Below are 19,385 nucleotides of genomic sequence, written 5' to 3' on the forward strand. Positions count from 1 at the left end.
CCGTCAGTACAGCAGCGGCCGATAAAACGGCCGGTACTGCAACGCATCGGGATCGCGCATAGAGCGAACCTTCGCAGGCACACCGGCAACCATCTCGAGGTCGTTCACCGACTTCGTCACCAGCGCGCAGGCACCAACCACCGCGCCTCGGCCGATGTCGACGTTCGCGAGCACGGTCGACCGACTTGCCAGCCACACGTAGTCGCCGATCCGCACCGGATTGAGAATCGGCGCAAAGGTGGGGCTGTTGGGATCGTGGTGCCCGGCGATGATCTGTGTGTCCGACGCGATGACCACGTTGTCGCCGATCAGAATGCCCGATCGAGCGTCGAACAGGCATCGGAATCCGATGGAGCAGTAGTCACCGATCCGCACCTGGTCGATGTCGAAGAAGAGGCAGCCACGGAGAATCGACGTCCCCTTCCCGATCTTCGCACCGAAGGCTCGCAGAAAGCCCTGTCGCACAGTGTGCGACGGGATGTGCGTGATCAACGAGTTGTAGAGCAGGATGCCGATCCTGTTGCGCGCCTTGCCCAACTTGCTGATGTCGTTGAAGTCGTAGCGCGGCGTGAAGTCGTCTCGCTGCGGCAGCGTGATCGTCGGGCCGTTCTGCTCAGAACCCGTTGATTCATCCTGCCGGGCGCTTTCCACCGTCATGCCATCTCTTTCTGCGCGTAGTGATTGACCATGGACTCTACGATTTGTTCGAAGGTCCGCGTCGGTGCCCAATTCAACTCGGTACGCAACCGCGTCGAGTCGCCGACCAGCACGGCGGCGTCGTTGGGTCGCCCGAGGTTGTCTGCCACCTCGACTCGCTCTGCCCAATCCTCGATACCGACGGAAGCGAAGGCGGCGGCAACGAAGTCGGCGACCGAATGCAGCGTTCCGGTAGCGACCACGTAGTCCTCGCCGCGTCCGGTAAGTGCAACCCGACGCATCGCGTCCACATAGTCGGGCGCCCACCCCCAGTCACGCTGAGCGCTCAGGTTGCCCAGTGAGAGCGTCTCGGGGCTTCCGGCACCGATCCGCGCGACTGTTTCCGCGATCCGGCCGGTCACAAAGGTGTTGGGGCGCTTGGGCGATTCGTGGTTGAACAAGATCACATTCGACGCCGCGAGCCCCTTGGCTCGATAGGCGACACAGAGTGTGTGACCGAGCGCCTTGGATGCGCCATACGGTGTGATCGGTGCGATCGGGGCCGTCTCGTCGATCGGAACGCGGCCAGATCCCGCGAACACCTCTGCGCTCGACGCGTTTACGAACGTGACGGGTTTACCCGACACCTCCTGAAACCGAAGTGCCTCGGCAACCGCAACAGCAGTGCCCATGGAGTTGGTGCGAGTCGTGCCAACCGGGTCTTCCCACGACCGCGCAACCGAAGACACGCCCGCCAGGTGAAAGACGTGATCGGGCCGCACAGCGTCGAACAGCATTCGCATTCTGTCGCCATCGACCACATCAGCGATGTGGACGCCCACCCTGTTCGCGATCAGTTGTTCAACGGTCTCGTCCCCGATGTTCGGCTCGCGGTGAACCGTACCGTGCACTTCGAATCCCTCGGACTTCAGCAACTGGCTCAGATACCAGCCGTCCTGGCCCTCGACACCCGTGATGAGCGCTATCGGCGCTGACGCACTCATGCGTACTGCACCAGCTTGTCGACGTGGTGCCGCATCTCCGAACTGAACATCTCTTCACTGAACTGGGACGTGTGGTTCGCGATCACGCGTGGATCCCATTCGATCTCTTCCAACGCGGACACCGCCTGAGCAATCGAGCGCGGATCGGGATTGTCGAAGTAGACGCCGGTCACACCTTCGACGACGGTGTCCAAGAAGCCACCCCAACGCAGCACAGCGCAGGGCTTTCCGTAAATCGCGCCCTCGAGAGGCGTGAGTCCATAGTCTTCGAGACTCGCCGCAACCACTGCTCGGCAGTGTCGATACAGCCACGACATCTGCGCGTCCGAAAGGTCTTGGAGAAAGGTCACATTCGGAAGGTCCTTTGCCACAAGCGCGTCGCGTTCAGGTCCACGACCTACTACGACGAGCTTGCGTCCGCTACCGGCGAAAGCATCGAGCACCTTGTCCACATTCTTGTAGGCCAACAATCGAGACACGCACAGGTAGAACGAATCCTCTTCTCGCACAAGTGGCTCGATCTCGCGGACCGTCTCCATCGCGGAATCCGGCAGTGCGGTGAGTGTGACCGGCGCAGGCAGTACGGCCGCGTCGAGTCCGTACACGTCGTTGATCCTGCCGGCGACGGCGCGTGAGATGGCGAGGTACTGATCGCACTGCGCTGCTGCTCTACGGTCCCAGCGACGTAGTGACGACGCCATGAGTGCCAGCGTCACCCGCTTTGCCAGTCCGGCCCCGTCACCGAGATACGCATCGGTCTGGTAGAGCCATCGGGCAGGCGAATAGCAGTACACGATCTTGCGCCCGGTCGTCTGAAATCCGTGTGCCCAGCCGCTGGAACTCGCGATCACGACATCTGCGTCGATCTTTACCGACCGTGCCGCAGGCGGCAGCGCGAGGAGTGCCGCTCGATGGTTTCGACGCAGCGGGCCAACGTGGTTGAGGAAGCTCGGCCGGATATCCATGGAGGAAAACTCCGGATACGTGCCATCCGCGTCGAAGAGGGTGGTGTAGATGGGCGCGTCAGGGAACGCTTTTGCCAGAGCCAAGACAACCTTCTCGGCGCCACCCCTTTGCGTGAGGTAGTCGTGGGCTATTGCGAGGCGCATGATTTCTTAGAAACCGCCATTCGTGGACGTTGACTTCAAGAGCGGAATACACAGTGTTCAGAACGGTTTCATCGTTGAAACCGCCGACCATCTCCCGATACACACCGCGCAAGCGTAACCCAGTCGTGGAGACTATTCGCTCCAGCAAGCGGCTCCGCCATAAAAGCCCGGCGCCCAAAATGCTTGACACGCGCAGCCGAACGAATCGGACATTATGGCCATCTACACGTGTCTATCACACCATTCGGCACGAGAATGGAGTTCGTTACCGCCATGTGCGCACCGTCACTATTTGGCACTGACATCGGCAAATGAAGTCCACACGCGACGCGTCGAACCAGCTCACCGCATGTTTCCATTGGGTGAACGGGAGGAAACTTCTTGGGTGCGACGCGCCGAGCGTTGCGCGCCCGATCGACGTCGCGAGCTACAAGCCAAACACAAAGCCCAGGCGCCGATACCGCAAGTTTTCTGTGAGGTTGAGTTCACGAATTCGCCACCCCAGGCCCACCTGAGCATACGAAACGTGCCTTAGGCATTAAGTCCATATCGTCGCTATAGTCGCGAATGTTTCAGGTTTCCTGATACGGTTTTGCCATCTCCTGTGACTACTGCCACTGCGCTTGCCGAGGTGGCGAAAATCGGTTGTAATTCAAGCGCGCACACTATGCAGACTCTCCTGTTGCTCCTGCTTAGTCCAAACCTTCAGACGCCGGATCGCTACGGCTGCTGGCAAGCATTGAGGTGAACACACGTTGAAAACCGCACTGATCACGGGCGTGACCGGCCAGGACGGGCTCTATCTCTCTGAGTTGCTGCACGAGAAGGGCTACGAGGTCTACGGACTGATCCGTGGGCAGAACAACCCCAAGCTGCCGGCACTGCGACGCAGCCACCCATACGTGAAGATCCTCAGCGGCAACCTTCTCGACCTGGCGAGCCTCATCAGGGCACTGGCAAAGGCCCAGCCCGACGAGGTGTACAACCTCGGCGCGGTGTCGTTTGTCGCGTACTCCTGGGACAACGCCGAATTGACCAGTGCGGTAACGGGTCTCGGTGTTCTCAACATGCTCGAGGCGGTGCGCTTCTACTCCGACGACTCCGGCAAGGACGTGCGCTTCTACCAAGCGTCGAGCTCCGAGATGTTCGGCAAGGTGCAAGACGTACCCCAGCGTGAGTCGACGCTCCTCTGGCCGCGCTCGCCGTACGGCGTCGCCAAGGTCTACGGGCACTACATGACGATCAACTATCGCGAGTCGTACGGCATGCACGCGAGCTCGGGCATTCTGTTCAACCACGAATCACCGCGACGCGGGCCCGAGTTTGTGACCAGGAAGGTCTCACAGGCTGTGGCGCGCATCAGCTTGGGCCTCCAGGACAAGCTGGTGCTGGGCAACTTGGACGCGAAGCGCGATTGGGGCTTCGCCGGAGACTACGTCGACGCCATGTGGCGGATGCTCCAGCAGGACGAGGCCGACGACTACGTCATCTCGACCGGAGAGACACACACGATCCGCGAGTTGCTCGACGTCGCTTTCGAGACCGTCGGCATCACTGACTGGGAGCGCTACGTCGAGACCGACCCCCAGTTCTTCCGCCCCGCGGAGGTCGATCTCCTCATCGGCGACTCCACCAAGGCACACGAGAAGCTCGGCTGGAAACCTCGCGTCGACTTCAAGTCACTGGTCCGGATGATGGTGGAGTCCGACGTCGCCATCGAGGCGCCCAGCCCCGCCGTCGCCATCTGACACCTCGTCGGCTGACACTTCGGTCGCCATCCGGCTCCGTCCAGTGCAGAAACCCGGGGAGGCAGCCCTTCCCCGGGTCTTGTGCGTTTCCGTGGGTAGTTTCGGGAGAAACGTCGACAACTCGGGGAAAGAACCCTTCCCCTACTTTCTGCACGGGCCCGAGCCCGCCCCAACCCAACCCGACGACGCGGCGGAAGCGTCGACGAACAGGCAGTCACGGCCAAGCGTCGGCCGCCGTGAGCGCTGTGGCCGCGAACCTCGACCTTGCCGACTCAGATCTCGCATCGCGCAGAGCGGCTGTCGAGCCGAACACGATGTCGACGTTCTGATTACGGAACCGCCCCGCGAGCCGTAAGCGTATAGTGCGCAGCCAACCTGAAAACCCTCTGTGAATCCGCCGATAGAATCGGCACATCATTTTTCAGTAACCCCCCATTAACTCGACCGAATCGGTTTTCGTATCTACTCTGTAGCTTAGGGGGGCAACTGACAGGAATCTGCCCGATGCCCGCATCACGTCTCCGCACCAGGTCTTTAACACTCTGTGCCGCAGCACTTCTCGGCACAGGTTTGGTCGCCACAGAGTTTCCCACCATCTCGCCGGCGGCGAAGTCTTCCGTTTCCCAGATTCGCACCGTCACATTGCCTTATACTATGGCGGCGGTTATCGATGAATCGTCAACTACCATAGGTATCGCCGACTCATCGCTGTACTCGATGAGCAGCGCCGACCTGAATGCGACCCTTGACAAAATCCAATCGCTGGGCGTGACAAGCGTGCGTGTACTCGTCCCGTGGGCCAGCGTCGAGAATCGTCAGGGCGTGTACGACTGGACCCAGCTCGATCAACTTGTCAACGCCGCACAATCCCGAGGGATCAGCTTGGTGGCGACGGTGGCCGCAACACCGTGGTGGGCAGGCAACATCATCAGCGGTCACACCGATCCGGCGGTGTACGCAGGCTTCACCACTGCCGTCGCATCGCGCTACAAGGGCAAGATTTCGGGTTACGAGGTGTGGAACGAACCCAATTCGACACTCTTCTATAGCCCCATCGATCCCGCTGCTTACACGGCAATGCTCAAGGCCGCCTACACCGCCATCAAGGCGGCGGACCCCAACGCCGTCGTGATCGCCGGCGTCGTCGGGGCGGCCGTTACGAGTGGCATCACGCTGAACCCGGTCGACTTCATCTCTCAGATGTATGCGGCGGGCGCGGCGGGATACTTCAACGCCCTCTCGTACCACCCGTATCAATACGACGCGTCGTACTCGAGCAACGACCACCCCGACGCCCCATCGCTGCAGATCGCGGCGATCCGCGCGCTCATGGCGCAGTATGGCGACTCCGCGAAGAAGATCTGGATCACCGAGTACGGACAGCCGACGACCGGCGCGTACACCGAAGCACGACAAGCCGCGTTCATCCGGGACTTCATCGAGACCTGGCAGAAGCAGGCCGGCGCCGGACCTATCTATATCTACGAAACGCGCGACACCAACACCGGGAGCAGTAGCACTGAGGAGAACTTCGGGCTCTTCCATACCGACTGGACCGCGAAACCCGCGGCCCAGGTCCTGGCCGAGCTCATCGCGAAGTACGCATCCGGATCCAATTCGGGCACACCTTCGACCGGCGGCGGAAACACGGGCGGTGGGAACACAGGTGGTGGAAACACGGGCGGTGGCAACACTGGCGGCGGAACCACGGACCCAGGGGCAGCGCTCAATGATGCTTTCCAGCAGATGATGGCCGCATTGGCTGCCCAGTTCCAGCAGATGCTGAACGACTTGGCAGCAGCACTGGGCAACGCGTACGGCGCCAATGCCGCCACGACCACAACTGTCACAAAGCTTGCCGCACAGGCAAGTAGCGCGTCGGCCACGACGACGACGGCGACAACAACGGCGGCGACAACGACCTCGACGGCCACCGCAACATCCACACCGACAGCGACAACCACACCGTCGGCAGCAACTCAATCGACGACACAATCCAAGGCGTCGTCGAGCGCAACCGCCACGCCAACGGCTACCGCAACACCTACGGCAACCGCAACGTCTACGGCCACACCCAAGGCAACCGCGACACCGACAGGCACAGCAGCGCCTACTGCAACCTCGACCTCAACACCCACGGCAACCGCAACGCCCTCGGCCACACCCAAGGCAACCGCGACACCAACTGCCACAGCAACGCCCACGGCAACGGCGACCGCTACCAAAAGCTCGTCGGGCACATCAACGAAAACCAACTGACCGCTGACTGCGGACGAAGGCTGGCTCAGCTCGCGAAGATCTCCGCGAGCTGGGCCATGTCTTCGACCCGCTCCTTGTGCGTCGGCGCCACCGGAGCCGCGAGGATGCATGTGACACCCGCCGCGCGGAACGCCGCGACCCGCTCGGCCACCAGCGAACGCGGACCGATCAGGCTCATCGCCTCGACCAGATCGGCGGGAACCGCCGCGGCGGCCTCGACCTTCTTGCCGTCTAGGTAGAGGTCCTGGATCTCCTTGGCCGCGTCGGCGTAGCCGTATCGCACGGCGAGCTGGTTGTAGAAGTTCTTTCCGCGCGCGCCCATGCCGCCGATGTACAGCGCCGCCTGATGCCGCACCATCTGCGAGGCGTTCTCGATCTGCTCCGCGTCCTCGGTCACTCGCGCGGTCGCCTGCACCACGATGCCCAGCTCTGGCAGCGACGGATCGCGCTTTGCCTTGCCCGCTGCCAGCGGTTCACCGAACGCGACGTCGACGTGCTCGGGGTGGAACAGGAACGGCTGGAACTCCTCGAACATCTCGGCCGCGACCTCAGTGTTCTTGGGGCCGATAGCAGCGAGCAGCATCGGAATGCGTTCACGCACAGGGTGATTGATGATCTTCAGCGGCTTGCCAAGCCCCGTTCCGCCATCCTCTTTGGTGAACGGCAGGGTGTAGTGCTTGCCTCGGTACTCCGTCTTCTCCCGACGCCAGATCAGTCGACAGATGTCGGCGTTCTCTCGCGCGCGCCCCACCGGGTAGTCGTACTTCACGCCGTGGAAACCCTCGATCACCTGCGGCCCCGACGCTCCGATGCCCAGCACGAAGCGACCACCACTGATGAAGTCGAGTCCCGCGGCGGTCATCGCCAAGTTCGACGGCGTGCGCGAGTACATCGGCAGGATTGCCGACTGCAGCTCCATCTTCTCGGTGCGCGCCGCGATGTACCCCAGCTGGCTCACGGCGTCGAAGCTGTATGCCTCAGGCACCGCGATCCGAGCGACACCGGCGGCCTCGAAGTCGACGAGGTTGTCGATGGTCTCGCGAAAATCGCCGGCGTAGTTGATGGGCATACCGAGCTTGATGGCAGAAGCGGTCATGGTTTCGGATTCTTCCACAGCGCTTCGACGCCGCACTAGGCCCGCCCGAGCGCTCGTTCAACCGTCGCCGCTCCGCTGGTCGAGCGCCGCTCCACTGGTCGAGCTTGTCGAGACCACCCCGTCGCTGGGAGTGGTCTCGACTCGGGTGCTCGCTGCGCTCGCGCCCGCTCGACCAGCGGGGTGAGGTTTCGCTCGTCGGCCGCACTCACCGCCGGTCGAGCGCCGCCTCCGCTGGTCGAGCTTGTCGAGACCACCCGCCCGCGGTCGAGACCACCCGCCCCGCGGTCGAGCGTCCCGCCCGGCGGTCGAGCCTGTCGAGACCCCCACACACAAAAATCGGACATTAGCTGCGCAAATGGTGTCTGCCCACGGTCGGTTCGGTGAACACTAGGTGAACACAGTGTGCGGGTAGGCAAACCCGCAGGTCACAAACTTACGGCAGTCGAACGTAATTTATGCGAAACCTTAAGGCGGGTCGCATGATATTGCCCATGAGCGGAGAGATGCTTGTCCTCGTGTTGCTGGTCATCACAGCACTTGGCTTCGACTTCACCAACGGATTTCACGACACCGGAAACGCCATGGCGACGTCCATCGCCACCGGCGCCCTCAAGCCCAAGGTTGCGGTCACAATCGCGGCCATCCTCAACCTTGTCGGCGCGTTCCTCTCGGTCGAGGTCGCGGCGACAATCACCAAGAACATTCTTCACCTACAAGACAAGTCCGGAAATCTGATCCCCGGCATCGACGTCAACCAAGCGCTGCTGATCATCTTCGCCGGCCTCGTTGGCGGTATCCTCTGGAACCTCTTCACCTGGCTCTTCGGCCTACCGTCGAGCTCGAGCCACGCATTGTTCGGCGGACTCATCGGGTCGGGCATCGCGGCGCTCGGCATGAGCGGAATCGACTGGCACGGCGTGCTGTCGAAGGTCATCATCCCCGCGCTCGCATCGCCGTTCATCGCTTGCGCGGTTGCCGCGGTCGGCACCTGGCTGATCTTCAAGATCACCGCATCGGTCCTCGTCTCCAAGCAGGAGAAGGGCTTCCGCAGCGGCCAGATCGTCACCGCCTCCCTGGTGTCGCTCGCCCACGGAACCGGCGACGCACAGAAGACGATGGGTGTCATCGCACTTGCCCTGATCAGCACCGGTCACCTGAGCGCGTCGTCGGTGTCACACGGCCTGCCGATCTGGGTCGTCGTCAGCTGCGCCGGAGCCATCGCACTGGGTACCTACCTCGGTGGCTGGCGCATCATCCGCACGCTGGGCAAGGGCCTTGTCGAAATCAGCTCGCCGCAGGGCATGGCTGCTGAAGCCAGCTCCGCCGCAATCATTCTCACCAGTTCGGCAGCAGGCATGGCGCTGTCGACGACTCAGGTCGCCACCGGCTCGATCCTCGGTTCCGGCGTCGGCAAGAAGGGCGCACAGGTTCGCTGGGCCGTCGCCGGGCGCATGGTGATCGCATGGGTCACCACCCTTCCGGCAGCCGGACTCATCGGTGCGATCTGCTACGGCCTCGGCCACCTGCTCGGCGACGTCCTCGGCGCGGTCGTCATCTTCCTCGTCCTCCTCGCGGCGTCGGGCTACATGTACTGGCGCGCACAGCAGAACAAGGTCGATTCCAACAACGTGAACGACGATTGGGACGAAGAGACCAACTCGATCATCCCGCCGGCCGGCCAGGACGGACCGCGTCAGCTCCCCGATCCGACAGCAATGACGTAGGCAACCAGAGACGACGACGGACGACAAAAGGAAAAGCTGAATCTCATGGACATCCTCGAATCGATCTTCAAGGTCTTCGCGATCGGTCTGGTTCTCGGCGCAGGTCTGCCCGCTCTGTTCGCTGTCGGCATGGTGTGCGAGTCGCGCGGCGAAGGCGGACTCAACGCCGACGGCACCACCTCGGCACCCAATCCGGCACTACGTGCACTCGGCTACGTCTTGTTCGCGATCGTCGCGGCCGTGATCGTGATCGGTCTGCTGTGGATTTGCCGCCAGACACTCAACTACTACTTCGATATCAAGATCTTCCCCTCGTGGGCATATAAGAAATAGGCCCCCGCGCCACTCGACACTTCGATTTCGAACCGAAAGGCATCATGGCCAACACCTCGCTGTTCGAGTCCGCCGTCAATTGGATTCGCAAGGGCTACCCCGAAGGCATCCCAGCCACCGATTTCCCGCCGTTGCTCGCACTGCTGACCAAGGTGCTCGACGAAGATCAGATCATGCGCATCTGCATGGAGCTCGCCGCCGAGCAGGGAATCGGGACTCCGCTCACCGAAGAGCAGATCTCCAACGCAATCGCCAAGGTCTCCGACCAACCGCCGACCGAATACGAGGTCAACCAGGTCGCGTCTCGACTTGCCGCGGTTGGCTGGCCGTTGGCAGCGGAGTCAAAGGATCAGGTCCACGATCTGAACTGACCCAACTGAGATCACGGTGAGCTGAGGCTGCTCAGCCATCACAAGTCACACCGGTCCGCGCCTGCCCCGAGCAGGCGCGGACCGCTTAGAATCGCAGACCAGAACGCGTAAGGCGTCTGTGTGTGCGAGAGGGGGACCGCGTGGCCGATCGGCCGCAATTTCTGAAGAAGATCATCGACTGGTTGCGCGCCGGATATCCCAACGGCGTCCCCACCGACGACTACATCCCCCTCGTCGCCCTCCTCCGCCGACAGCTCAGTGAAGAAGAAGTCGACGAGGTCTCGGGCGAACTCATCCGCGAGTCCGCGCCTCCGCCTGAACCGATCTCCAAGATCGACGCCGGGGTCAAGATCTCCAAGGTCACCCACGAGCTGCCCCACGAGGCCGACATCGATCGCGTCCGCACCTACCTCGAGTCACGCGGCTGGCCGTTCGACGACCACCCCCTCGACCCGCCACCGCCCGACGCCCCCGAGCCGGAGTAGCTTTGCTGCGGTGACCCGCATCCTGCGACCACTCCCCCTGCCGGCCGACGCGACGGTCCTGGACCTCCGCGACGAGCTGCTCGCCCTGGTCGAGCTCCCCTCCTCGCCGGCCGAACCATCCTCGCTGGTCGAGCCGTCCTCGCTGGTCGAGCCGTCCTCGCTGGTCGAGCTTGTCGAGACCACCCCCTCGCCGGTCGAGCTCGCTTCCCCGCCGGTCGAGCCCCCACCGCTGGTCGAGCTTGTCGAGACCACCTCGCCGGTCGAGCCCCCACCGCTGGTCGAGCTCGTCGAGACCACCTCACCGCCGGACGAGCCCCAACCGCTGGTCGAGCTTGTCGAGACCACCCCCGCCGCCCTGCCCGTGCCAACCGCAGACCCCGCCCACGCGAAGCGCCTCGCGGACGCTCTCGCCGCCGACACCCCCATCGACGACGCCATCTCGCTCGTCATCTCCACCTCGGGCACTACCGGCACCCCCAAGGGTGCGCAACACACGCCCCACACCCTCGCCGCATCTGCGGCAGCGACGCACAAATACCTTGGCGGGCAAGGTAATTGGCTCCTCGCACTCGCGCCGCACCACATCGCCGGACTCCAAGTTCTACTCCGCGCACTCGCAGCAGGTTTCACGCCGGGCGTCCTCGACGTCTCGTCCGGTTTCAACCCCGACGCCTTCGCCGATGCCCTCGACGCCCTCGACGGTCCGCGCCGCTACACCTCGCTGGTCCCCACCCAACTCCTCAAAGTCCTCGACTCCCCCCGGGCCACCGCAGCGCTCCGCGCCGCCGACGCGCTTCTCGTCGGCGGCGCGGCGACTCCCGCACCGCTCCTGCGTCGCGCCCTCGACGCCGGGCTACCCATCGTGCGCACCTACGGCATGAGCGAGACCGGCGGCGGCTGCGTCTACGACGGCATCCCGCTCGACGGCGTCACCATCACCCTCATCAATCCGAACCCCGAAGGCGTTGGGCGCGTTGCACTCTCGGGCCCGATGGTCGCCCACGGATACCGCAACCTCCCCGACCACCCGGCTTTCACACTCTCGCCCGGCGCAAGGACTTTCATCACCGACGACCTCGGCCGCGTCGACGACGGCGTCCTGAGCATCATCGGCCGCGCCGACGAAGCCATCACCACCGGCGGACTCACAGTGGTACCCCAGGTGGTCGAGGCCGTGATCCTCGACGACGACTCCGTACGCGAGTGCGCCGTCGTCGGACTACCCGACGACCGCCTCGGCGAGAAGGTTGTGGCTTTCGTCATCCCCTCTGACACAAGCAGATTCGACGCTGAGCGCATCCGCGGCGCCGTCGTCGAAAGACTCGACCGCTACGCCGCTCCCCGCGACATCATCGAGGTCGACGATCTCCCGCTGCGCGGTCCGGGCAAGATCGACCGACGCGCATTGCGCGCTCGCTTTAGTTGACCTGGGTTCAGGCGTGACGTCCCCGCCCGCGGCTCGTCGCCTTCGCCTTTACCCTTTCCCGGTGAAGTCCATGACGCCCTCCGTTGTGCCAAGCCTGGACAGAACAAGCCTCACACGCGGAGACTGAGGTCCTTAACCCCTACTTTCAAAAACGACGAATCCGACGGAATCCTGGGGAATCGATGTGAGTTTCGTCGCCTGGGGGGATTATTCTCGGTGTAGTTGGCGATCTCGGATAAGGTAGCATCGAGTAAATAGGGGGAGTTAGTTTGATGCACGTATTAAATCGTGCCCAGTTGACGCGTGGGGTCGTCGCACTGTGGCCGATAACTCTGGTGTGCGCCGTGCTAGGTGCGCTGGTGGGAGCGTTGTCGCAGACGGGGGACACCACGCAGTCGGCGGAGGCAATGGTTCGGCTAGAACAGCCTGCGAGCGTGTCTGCTGTGATCAGCGGACAGCCGACTTCCACCGACGATCTGCAGAGCTATGTCAGTGGCGAGATCGCGTATCTTTCGGGTTCGGGATTCCGCGACAGCGTGAAAGCGAAGCTGGGAACAGCGACCAATCCGACGATCAGCGCGGTGCAGAACAGTAATTCTGCCGTTGTGACCATCTCGTCGTCGTCGCCGACTGAAAGCGAAGCCCAACGCACCGTCGACACCGCGATCTCGACCTACCTGGATCACACGTCACAGCAGCTGCGAGATCGCAATACTGCGGCACTGAACTCGATCAATGCGCTGATCACCCAACAGCAGAACGCCGGTCGTACCGCGGGCATCCCAGAATTGCGGACCCAAGCCTCAGCGCTGCAACTGCAGATGGCAGCAGGCGCTCCCGCTTCCGTCGTTCAGCCCGCGACCGAAACCGAAGGAAAAGCGTCGAACTGGTCGGTCATGGCCATCATCGGCGGTGTAGTCGGAGCCATCATCGGGCTGGGCAGCGCACTGATCTGGCGCAACCGAAAGCGCTTCATCACGTCGGCGTCTGACGTCAGCGATAACGCCAAGACGATGACTCCCGTGATCGTGCCGCAGCGATCAGGAAGTGTTCCCTCGGACGCTGAGAAAGAGGCGGCCAGAAGCCTCTTCGCACAATTGGGCTCACCCGACAGCGGCACGATTGCCGTGGTTGGGCTATCAACCGGGTCAGGAGCACGTCGCGTCGGCGAACTACTCGCGGGCGCATCTGCGCATCACGACGCCGTGCAGGTACTCGAGTGTCTGCCGCTCGGCACCGACCCCGACCTCGCCGATCACCTCAGCCATGCCGACTACGTCGTAGTCGTCGCCCAGCAGTTTCTCGACCGCCTCCCGACGCTGGCATCCACTTTGAGTTTGTTGCCCGACCCCTCGCGAGGATTCATCGCCATCACGCGCCACCGATGGTGGCCGCGAAAGTCCGATACGCAAACCGACGAGACCACCGCGCGTCCGCCGGCGGTCGTCGACGGCGAGCAGTTCCAGACTGCGACCGATGCCACGACGAGCGGCGTCGTATCCGCACCATCCGCGTCGGCAGACTCTGCGGTGTCAAAGGACCACGTCACTTCTGACCGGAGCGACATCGATCCGCACGAAGAAGGCCCACACGAAGAAAAGGTCTCGCCCCACGCGGACGGCGACAACAACGACGACGACGCAGATCCCCGCGACACGTCCAACGGAGACGGAGAAGGCTCCAACGGGGCTGGTGTGCGCACGTTGCGTGACCGTGTCCGTACTGAAGTCGCAGCTGCAGATTCGATCTGATCGCAATGACTTCGCCAAGAATCTCACTCGTGTGCAGCACGATTGGTCGGCCGCGTGAATTCGGTCGATTACTCGACTCCGTCGCCAACTCGACGATTGCCGAAGACGTAGAGTTCATCGTCGTCGATCAAAGCGATGAGCAGGAATGCGCAGCCATGCTGACATCTGCGGGGCTTCCGGGCCCTGTCCATCCCGCGCGAAGCCCACGGGGAGTTTCGACCGGACGCAACGCAGGTACCCAAGTTGTCACCGCGCCCGTGGTCGCATACCCGGACGACAACTGTTGGTACAAGCCGGACACGTTGGAAGCCGTGGCTCGGATTCTCGACGAGCAGCCCGAACTCGCAGGGGTCAGTGGCATGCAGGTCACCGAAGATGGTCAGCCGTCGATGCAGCGGTGGCTTCGACGACCGACGACTGTCACACGGCTGAATTTTCCACGCACCAGCATTTCGAGCACCCTTTTTTTCCGCACGGAGGCGCTGCCGTCACGCGCTCCCTTCGATGAGAGCATCGGCGTCGGTGCACCCGGGCTCCGCGGCGCAGGTGAAGACTCAGACCTCGTACTTCGCCTCATCGCCGCCGGGCACTCGCTCTCCTACGAGCCGTCGGTACAGATCCTGCAGGACGATGATCGTCACGCGATCACCGAGGCATTCGTCGACAAGATGTTCAAGTACGGCGTCGGCAACGGCCATCTCTGGCGTCGTCACCGGCTGTCGCTTGCCCAGTTCGGATACCACGGCGCGCGCAAAGTGGTGGGCAGCGCGGTTCGCGACGTTCGGGGTGACCGAGTCCACGCGCGAGCCGATCTTGCTTATCTCAGGGGCGAACTCGTCGGCTACTTCGGTAGGGACAGGTGAGTTCGCAGAGTTCGCGGGCAGTCTGGTGGATATCGCCGACCGCCATCGCGCTGGTGGTTGGTTCGCTTTCACTGATCCCGACCGTATTCATCAGCGACCAGGAGTTCCGTGCCCTCTGGCGGTCTGCACGGACGCTCGATAACGCAACGGTGGCGATGTTCGGCTCAGGCGTCCTCGTGTTGGCTCTGGCCGCCTTGATCGGGATGACACTCGTACGGCGCCGGCCCGTGGCGCGCGGTGAGTGGCCCCCGATGCAGCCGAACACACTTGCTCTGTTGGTTCGAGCGAGTTCAGTGATGTTCGGATTAACAGTGTTCGGGTATCTCGGTTTCGGCTATCTGATCGCCAAATCGGGCATCACGCCTGCAGAACTCCTCAACGCGACAGCAGCAGACGGAACACCGACAAAAGATGCGATCGGAACAATCGCAGGGGTCACGACTCTCACCCAGTTCGGCGTGCCCGCGGTGGTCGTGGCCGCACTCGTACTGACACAGGGAAAGAGCAGACGCCAGATCGGCATCATCACGGCTGTGATGCTTCTCGCGATCGGACGCGCCTACGTTTTCTCCGAGAGACTCGCCGTGCTCGAGCTGGTTGTCCCGCTGGCTGTCATCGGTAGTGCGTATCTCGGGAACCGAAGCCGGCGCGGAAATGTCCTCGCCCAGTGGATTCCGCTCGCCTCACTTCCGGTGCTGCTTCTCGTTTTCGGATTGTTCGAATATTTCCGATCGTGGTCGTTCTATCGCACACGCACCTCGAACAGCTTCGTCCAGTTCGCCGCCGATCGACTCGCCGGGTACTACGCCACCGCGATCAACAACGGTCAGATCATCTACGACAACATGCGGTGGCCAGGGCGGGTGCCCTACGACACACTCGAGGTCGTGTGGACGGCACCCGGTATCCAACACGTGTACAGCACGCTGCCTCCACACCGCAGCGCCTTCCCTCTCGGTCCGTCTGATTACAGGCCTCTCCTCGCGCAGCACGGCAATCCAGAGTTCAACAATCCCAGCGGATATACCGGACCATTTACCGATTACGGACATTTCGGAGGCCTCGTTTATTTCGCGATCGCTGGCATAATTGTCGGCGTCACATATCGCGCCTTCTGCAACGGATCTCTGATTGGCATGCTCATGTACCCGGTGATGTTCACAGGATTGCTCGAAATGCCCCGCTACCTCTACTGGGCTCAAGGCCGAGCGGCGCCTGCTTGGGTGGGATTGCTTTTGGTCGCGTATCTCGCGACGAGAGTAAACAAGTCGAGAAAGCCGGGACCATCTGACGCCCCGGATTCGTCAACCTATCTGACCGTTTCTCAGCCAGAAGGTGTGACGCGATGAGGGCTTCGTGGCGGCGTGCCGTCCTACCAGTAGGTTTGGCGGTGCTCTTCATGATTACAGGATGCGGTTCGGCTGCCACTGCGCCACCGAATACTGACCACACCCAGGAACTGCAGAGCAGGTTCGACGCGCTGGCCCCCGGTTCGACGCTCCAATTGGACAGCGGAACGTATCGCCATTCCGGAGTGCTCAAGATCCGAGTGCCCAACGTGACGATCAAAGGTAACGGCACAACCCTTGCCGCCACGAATGATCTGACTTCGTCAGTCCAGGTGACTGCCGATGGCGTGTCCATCTCAGGAATCACATTCGGCGGCGCGACCAGTGGCACACGCCAGTCCGGACTCGATCAGCACAAGCTCGTGATAAGTGGCACGAATGACACCGTCCGCGACGTGAACATCCGCGGCTCCGCAGCGGCGGGACTCTTCGTCGACGGTGCAAAGGGATTCACCATCGACCGGGTAAACGTGTCGGACACACTCGCCGACGGCGTCCACATGACCAACGGAGCGAGTGGCGGCTCTGTGAGTAACGTGACGACCTCGGGCACCGGCGATGACGGGGTCGCCGTAGTGAGCTACGGCGACAACGGCCTGTGTTCGGACATCAAGGAATCGAACATCACCGTCAACGGAAACCGCTGGGGTCGAGGAATCACAGTTGTCGGGGGCACCCGCGTCGCGATCACCGGTTTCAACGTGTCCAACACCTCCGGCGCGGGCCTGTATATCGCGAGCGAAGGCAACCCCTACTACACCCAGTCGGTTTCACAGGTGTCTGCATCGAACGGACGGATAACGTCCGCCAATATCGGAACCGTTGTGCACGGTTCGATCCTCGTCTATTCGGGAAATGCCGGCCGCAGTGTGAGCAACGTGCGGGTGTCCGGTGTGACAGTGACGTCGACACCGGCAAAAGCGGGACGCGACGTCGCTGTCCTCGCAGACAGCGGCGGAACCGTCAGCAACATCTCTTTCACTCAGATCACGCTGGTCAATGACTCGGTTCAGCCCTTCGTCACCAATGCACCCCGTTCAGCCACATCCACCTCTGGCTGGACGCGCAACGGCACCCCGATCGAGGTTCCGTGACCGATAGCACGAGCAACGCGCGACTCTTCCACGTCACCGAGTCGTTCGCGAGCGGGACAGCAGCCGCCATCGGCGACTACGTGCGCAACTATCCCGAAATTGAGCACCACCTCCTGTACTCCACACGCGCCGAAGCAACAGTCGACACGGCGTCGTTGACCCAGTTCGCCTCAGCGACAGAGCTTCCGGCGGGCACCCCGAACCGAATCCGGTTCCTCAACCGCACCTTGCGCGAGGGGCGCCCAGCTGCCGTTCATGCTCACTCCAGTAAGGCGGGGGTGTATGTCCGGTTGGCGCTGCGCAACTCACCTCGCTCACCCATCGTCTACACACCACATTGCTACGCGTTCGAGCGACGTGACGTCCCCACCGTTGTTCGATCCGGATTCCGGTTCGCCGAATGGCTTCTGTCCTTCAACACCTCCGCAATTGGCGCATGTTCGCCGCGCGAACGCGAATTGTCACAATGGCCGATCTCGCGCCCGCGAGCCGTCATGGTGCCGAATGTGACGCCCGCGCACATCCCACGTCATCAACGAACGTCAGCAGAACGTCTGCGCATCATCGGCAACGGGAGGCTGGGTCCGCAGAAAGACGCACGCTTCTTCGCGGAAGCGGTGACAACCGCTCGACAGTCGGGTGCCGACGTCGAGGCTACGTGGATCGGCGGCGGCGACGAGGAGCACGTCGATTTGCTGCGCGCTGCCGAGGTCGATGTGACGGGATGGCTCAATCGTGAACAGGCGCTGAAGACGCTTGCCTCAGGTGATGTCTATCTCCACACCGCTCGATGGGAGGGATTTCCGATCTCCATCCTCGAGGCAGCGGCAGCCGGGCTTCCGGTGATCGCACGTGCTCAGCCGTATATCCATGGATTCGACATGCCGATGACGATCGAACGCCCGTCGCAACTCGGACGTCTGCTGAAATCTCTTGGCGATCCCGAAACCTACACCGAGCAAACCGAATTGACGCGACGTGCAATCGCCGACAACTCCGACGACGCGCAACGCACAGCACTGCGTCGACTCTACGATCCGCTATTTGAAAACATGACATGAACGAGATTCACATCAACGGCAAGTGGCTCGCGCAATCGTTGACGGGTACTCAGCGGTATGCCAATGAGATGGTCCGCGCGCTCTTGACGCTTGCGCCAGAACGCCGATTCGTCGTCGACGTTCCTGCCGACGCATCGGTTCCACAGTGGCTGACAGACAGCGGTGCCCGGGTGGATCGCTCTCGCTGGAGCGGCGTCGCTTTCGAACAGCTTCACCTACCGATCGCCAGCCGCGGCGCGCTTCTCCTCAATTTCGCCGGCCCTGCACCGCTGCTCAAACGCAAGCAGTTGGTGACGATGCACGACGCGACGCCGTTCCGGTTTTCGGCGACCTTCCGGCGGTCCTTTGTGGCCTTCTACGCTGTGATGTACTTCCTGCTGTCACGCACGGCAGCACATCTCGTCACGGTGTCCCGCTTCAGCGCGGGCGAGCTCGCCGAGTACCTTCGCGTTCCTGCCGAGCGCTTCACGGTGGCGCACTGCGCCGCCGACGGTTTCGACAAAGTCGCGGAGCGGGCGCCTGAGCTGGCGGACACAACGGACGTGAGCAGTTCTTTCGTCGTCGTCGGTACGCTGGCGCAACACAAGAACCTTCCCGACCCGGTCAATGCGCTTGTCTCCGAAGGCTATTCGACCATCGTCGTGGGCGCGTCCGGCAATCCCCAGGTCTTCAGCGATGCTTCCCCATTCGCGACCGGCGCGACAGTCGCCGGTCGTCTTGACGACGCCGAGCTCGCATACCTGTATCGCCACTGCCGCGCATTGGTCTTCCCCTCCCGATACGAGGGCTTCGGTCTCCCCGTTATCGAGGCGCAGACGTCGGGATGTCCCGTGATCTGCAGTGACGCCGCCGCGATCCCCGAGGTTGCGAGTGACGCTGCAATCTACTTCGCTCCCAACGACACCCAGGCCATGCTTGACGGTGTGCGCCGCATCTCAGAAGACAGTGGCTTACGCGCGAAGCTGATTCGCATGGGTCACGAGAACACGCAGCGATTTTCGTGGCACCTCTCCGCAGAGCGCGTACTAGAGGCCATTTCACCTTCGTCCCGCTGACAGCGCGGCTGACCGGCCAAG

Annotated in this window: 17 protein-coding genes; 13 read left to right on the forward strand and 4 right to left on the reverse strand. The window is 62.5% G+C overall.

Annotation, left to right across the window (positions count from 1 at the left end):
• Nucleotides 1-3: 3 nt before the first annotated feature.
• Genes RND64_RS17785 through RND64_RS17795 form a run of 3 tightly spaced genes read right to left on the reverse strand, consistent with a single transcriptional unit; the run spans nt 4 to nt 2,749 of the window.
• Nucleotides 4-657, reverse strand: coding sequence for an acyltransferase (locus RND64_RS17785; protein ID WP_331436207.1), 654 nt, complete (start codon nt 655-657; stop codon nt 4-6).
• Nucleotides 654-1,640 carry a GDP-mannose 4,6-dehydratase gene (locus RND64_RS17790; protein WP_331436208.1) on the reverse strand — a complete coding sequence of 329 codons (987 nt, stop codon included), beginning with the start codon at nt 1,638-1,640 and terminating at the stop codon, nt 654-656. Before RND64_RS17790 ends, RND64_RS17785 begins: the two co-directional genes overlap by 4 nt.
• Entirely contained in the window at nt 1,637-2,749 is a 1,113-nt protein-coding gene (locus RND64_RS17795) for a glycosyltransferase (RefSeq protein ID WP_331436209.1), read from the reverse strand. The genes RND64_RS17790 and RND64_RS17795 overlap by 4 nt, the downstream gene beginning before the upstream one ends.
• Nucleotides 2,750-3,504: 755 nt before the next feature.
• Between RND64_RS17795 and RND64_RS17800 the strand changes: the two genes are divergently transcribed.
• Together RND64_RS17800 and RND64_RS17805 are read left to right on the forward strand one after the other, a co-directional pair.
• On the forward strand, nt 3,505-4,497 hold the full coding sequence (locus RND64_RS17800) for a GDP-mannose 4,6-dehydratase (protein WP_064865251.1): 993 nt from the start codon (nt 3,505-3,507) through the stop codon (nt 4,495-4,497).
• A gap of 504 nt (nt 4,498-5,001) precedes the next feature.
• The gene (locus RND64_RS17805; RefSeq protein ID WP_331436210.1) at nt 5,002-6,756 is read left to right on the forward strand and encodes an endo-1,4-beta-xylanase; all 1,755 of its coding nucleotides are present in this window, start codon (nt 5,002-5,004) and stop codon (nt 6,754-6,756) included.
• A 25-nt stretch (nt 6,757-6,781) separates the two neighbouring features.
• On the opposite strand, the gene RND64_RS17810 is transcribed toward RND64_RS17805, so the two are convergent.
• The gene (locus RND64_RS17810; protein ID WP_049700874.1) at nt 6,782-7,852 is read right to left on the reverse strand and encodes an LLM class F420-dependent oxidoreductase; all 1,071 of its coding nucleotides are present in this window, start codon (nt 7,850-7,852) and stop codon (nt 6,782-6,784) included.
• A 491-nt stretch (nt 7,853-8,343) separates the two neighbouring features.
• On the opposite strand from RND64_RS17810, the gene RND64_RS17815 reads away from it, so the two are divergent.
• The 11 genes from RND64_RS17815 (at nt 8,344) to RND64_RS17865 (ending at nt 19,364) form a co-directional block, all read left to right on the forward strand.
• The gene (locus RND64_RS17815) at nt 8,344-9,576 is read left to right on the forward strand and encodes an inorganic phosphate transporter (protein WP_331436211.1); all 1,233 of its coding nucleotides are present in this window, start codon (nt 8,344-8,346) and stop codon (nt 9,574-9,576) included.
• A 45-nt stretch (nt 9,577-9,621) separates the two neighbouring features.
• Nucleotides 9,622-9,909: a hypothetical protein gene (locus tag RND64_RS17820; protein WP_049700840.1), complete on the forward strand. Its 288-nt coding sequence runs from the start codon at nt 9,622-9,624 to the stop codon at nt 9,907-9,909.
• A 44-nt stretch (nt 9,910-9,953) separates the two neighbouring features.
• Nucleotides 9,954-10,280 carry a DUF3349 domain-containing protein gene (locus RND64_RS17825; RefSeq protein WP_064867113.1) on the forward strand — a complete coding sequence of 109 codons (327 nt, stop codon included), beginning with the start codon at nt 9,954-9,956 and terminating at the stop codon, nt 10,278-10,280.
• A gap of 140 nt (nt 10,281-10,420) precedes the next feature.
• Entirely contained in the window at nt 10,421-10,765 is a 345-nt protein-coding gene (locus RND64_RS17830; RefSeq protein WP_331436212.1) for a DUF3349 domain-containing protein, read from the forward strand.
• A gap of 10 nt (nt 10,766-10,775) precedes the next feature.
• Entirely contained in the window at nt 10,776-12,191 is a 1,416-nt protein-coding gene (gene menE, locus RND64_RS17835) for an o-succinylbenzoate--CoA ligase (protein WP_331436213.1), read from the forward strand.
• 434 nt (nt 12,192-12,625) lie between these two features.
• Entirely contained in the window at nt 12,626-13,942 is a 1,317-nt protein-coding gene (locus RND64_RS17840; RefSeq protein WP_270484043.1) for a hypothetical protein, read from the forward strand.
• Between the two features lie 5 nt (nt 13,943-13,947).
• Nucleotides 13,948-14,805 (forward strand): glycosyltransferase, encoded by an 858-nt coding sequence (locus RND64_RS17845; RefSeq protein ID WP_270484045.1) that lies wholly within the window; start codon nt 13,948-13,950, stop codon nt 14,803-14,805.
• Entirely contained in the window at nt 14,802-16,154 is a 1,353-nt protein-coding gene (locus tag RND64_RS17850; protein WP_331436214.1) for an O-antigen polymerase, read from the forward strand. Before RND64_RS17845 ends, RND64_RS17850 begins: the two co-directional genes overlap by 4 nt.
• A 50-nt stretch (nt 16,155-16,204) precedes the next feature.
• Nucleotides 16,205-17,248 carry a right-handed parallel beta-helix repeat-containing protein gene (locus tag RND64_RS17855; RefSeq protein ID WP_270484048.1) on the forward strand — a complete coding sequence of 348 codons (1,044 nt, stop codon included), beginning with the start codon at nt 16,205-16,207 and terminating at the stop codon, nt 17,246-17,248.
• Nucleotides 17,245-18,309 (forward strand): glycosyltransferase, encoded by a 1,065-nt coding sequence (locus RND64_RS17860; protein ID WP_270484049.1) that lies wholly within the window; start codon nt 17,245-17,247, stop codon nt 18,307-18,309. The genes RND64_RS17855 and RND64_RS17860 overlap by 4 nt, the downstream gene beginning before the upstream one ends.
• Nucleotides 18,306-19,364, forward strand: a complete 1,059-nt coding sequence (locus RND64_RS17865; protein WP_270484051.1) for a glycosyltransferase family 4 protein — start codon at nt 18,306-18,308, stop codon at nt 19,362-19,364. The genes RND64_RS17860 and RND64_RS17865 overlap by 4 nt, the downstream gene beginning before the upstream one ends.
• The last annotated feature ends 21 nt before the right edge of the window (nt 19,365-19,385 follow it).

Source organism: Gordonia sp. w5E2 (assembly GCF_036540975.1).
GTDB classification, from domain to species: domain Bacteria; phylum Actinomycetota; class Actinomycetes; order Mycobacteriales; family Mycobacteriaceae; genus Gordonia; species Gordonia jacobaea.

Excerpts from the sequence above, each read along its gene's own strand:
- RND64_RS17865 (WP_270484051.1), top strand. The coding sequence starts at position 18,306 with ATGAACGAGATTCACATCAACGGCAAGTGGCTCGCGCAATCGTTGACG.
- RND64_RS17820 (WP_049700840.1), top strand. The coding sequence starts at position 9,622 with ATGGACATCCTCGAATCGATCTTCAAGGTCTTCGCGATCGGTCTGGTT.
- RND64_RS17855 (WP_270484048.1), top strand. The coding sequence starts at position 16,205 with ATGATTACAGGATGCGGTTCGGCTGCCACTGCGCCACCGAATACTGAC.
- RND64_RS17845 (WP_270484045.1), top strand. The coding sequence starts at position 13,948 with ATGACTTCGCCAAGAATCTCACTCGTGTGCAGCACGATTGGTCGGCCG.
- RND64_RS17805 (WP_331436210.1), top strand. The coding sequence starts at position 5,002 with ATGCCCGCATCACGTCTCCGCACCAGGTCTTTAACACTCTGTGCCGCA.
- RND64_RS17825 (WP_064867113.1), top strand. The coding sequence starts at position 9,954 with ATGGCCAACACCTCGCTGTTCGAGTCCGCCGTCAATTGGATTCGCAAG.
- RND64_RS17810 (WP_049700874.1), bottom strand. The coding sequence starts at position 7,852 with ATGACCGCTTCTGCCATCAAGCTCGGTATGCCCATCAACTACGCCGGC.
- RND64_RS17790 (WP_331436208.1), bottom strand. The coding sequence starts at position 1,640 with ATGAGTGCGTCAGCGCCGATAGCGCTCATCACGGGTGTCGAGGGCCAG.
- RND64_RS17815 (WP_331436211.1), top strand. The coding sequence starts at position 8,344 with ATGAGCGGAGAGATGCTTGTCCTCGTGTTGCTGGTCATCACAGCACTT.
- RND64_RS17785 (WP_331436207.1), bottom strand. The coding sequence starts at position 657 with ATGACGGTGGAAAGCGCCCGGCAGGATGAATCAACGGGTTCTGAGCAG.
- RND64_RS17795 (WP_331436209.1), bottom strand. The coding sequence starts at position 2,749 with ATGCGCCTCGCAATAGCCCACGACTACCTCACGCAAAGGGGTGGCGCC.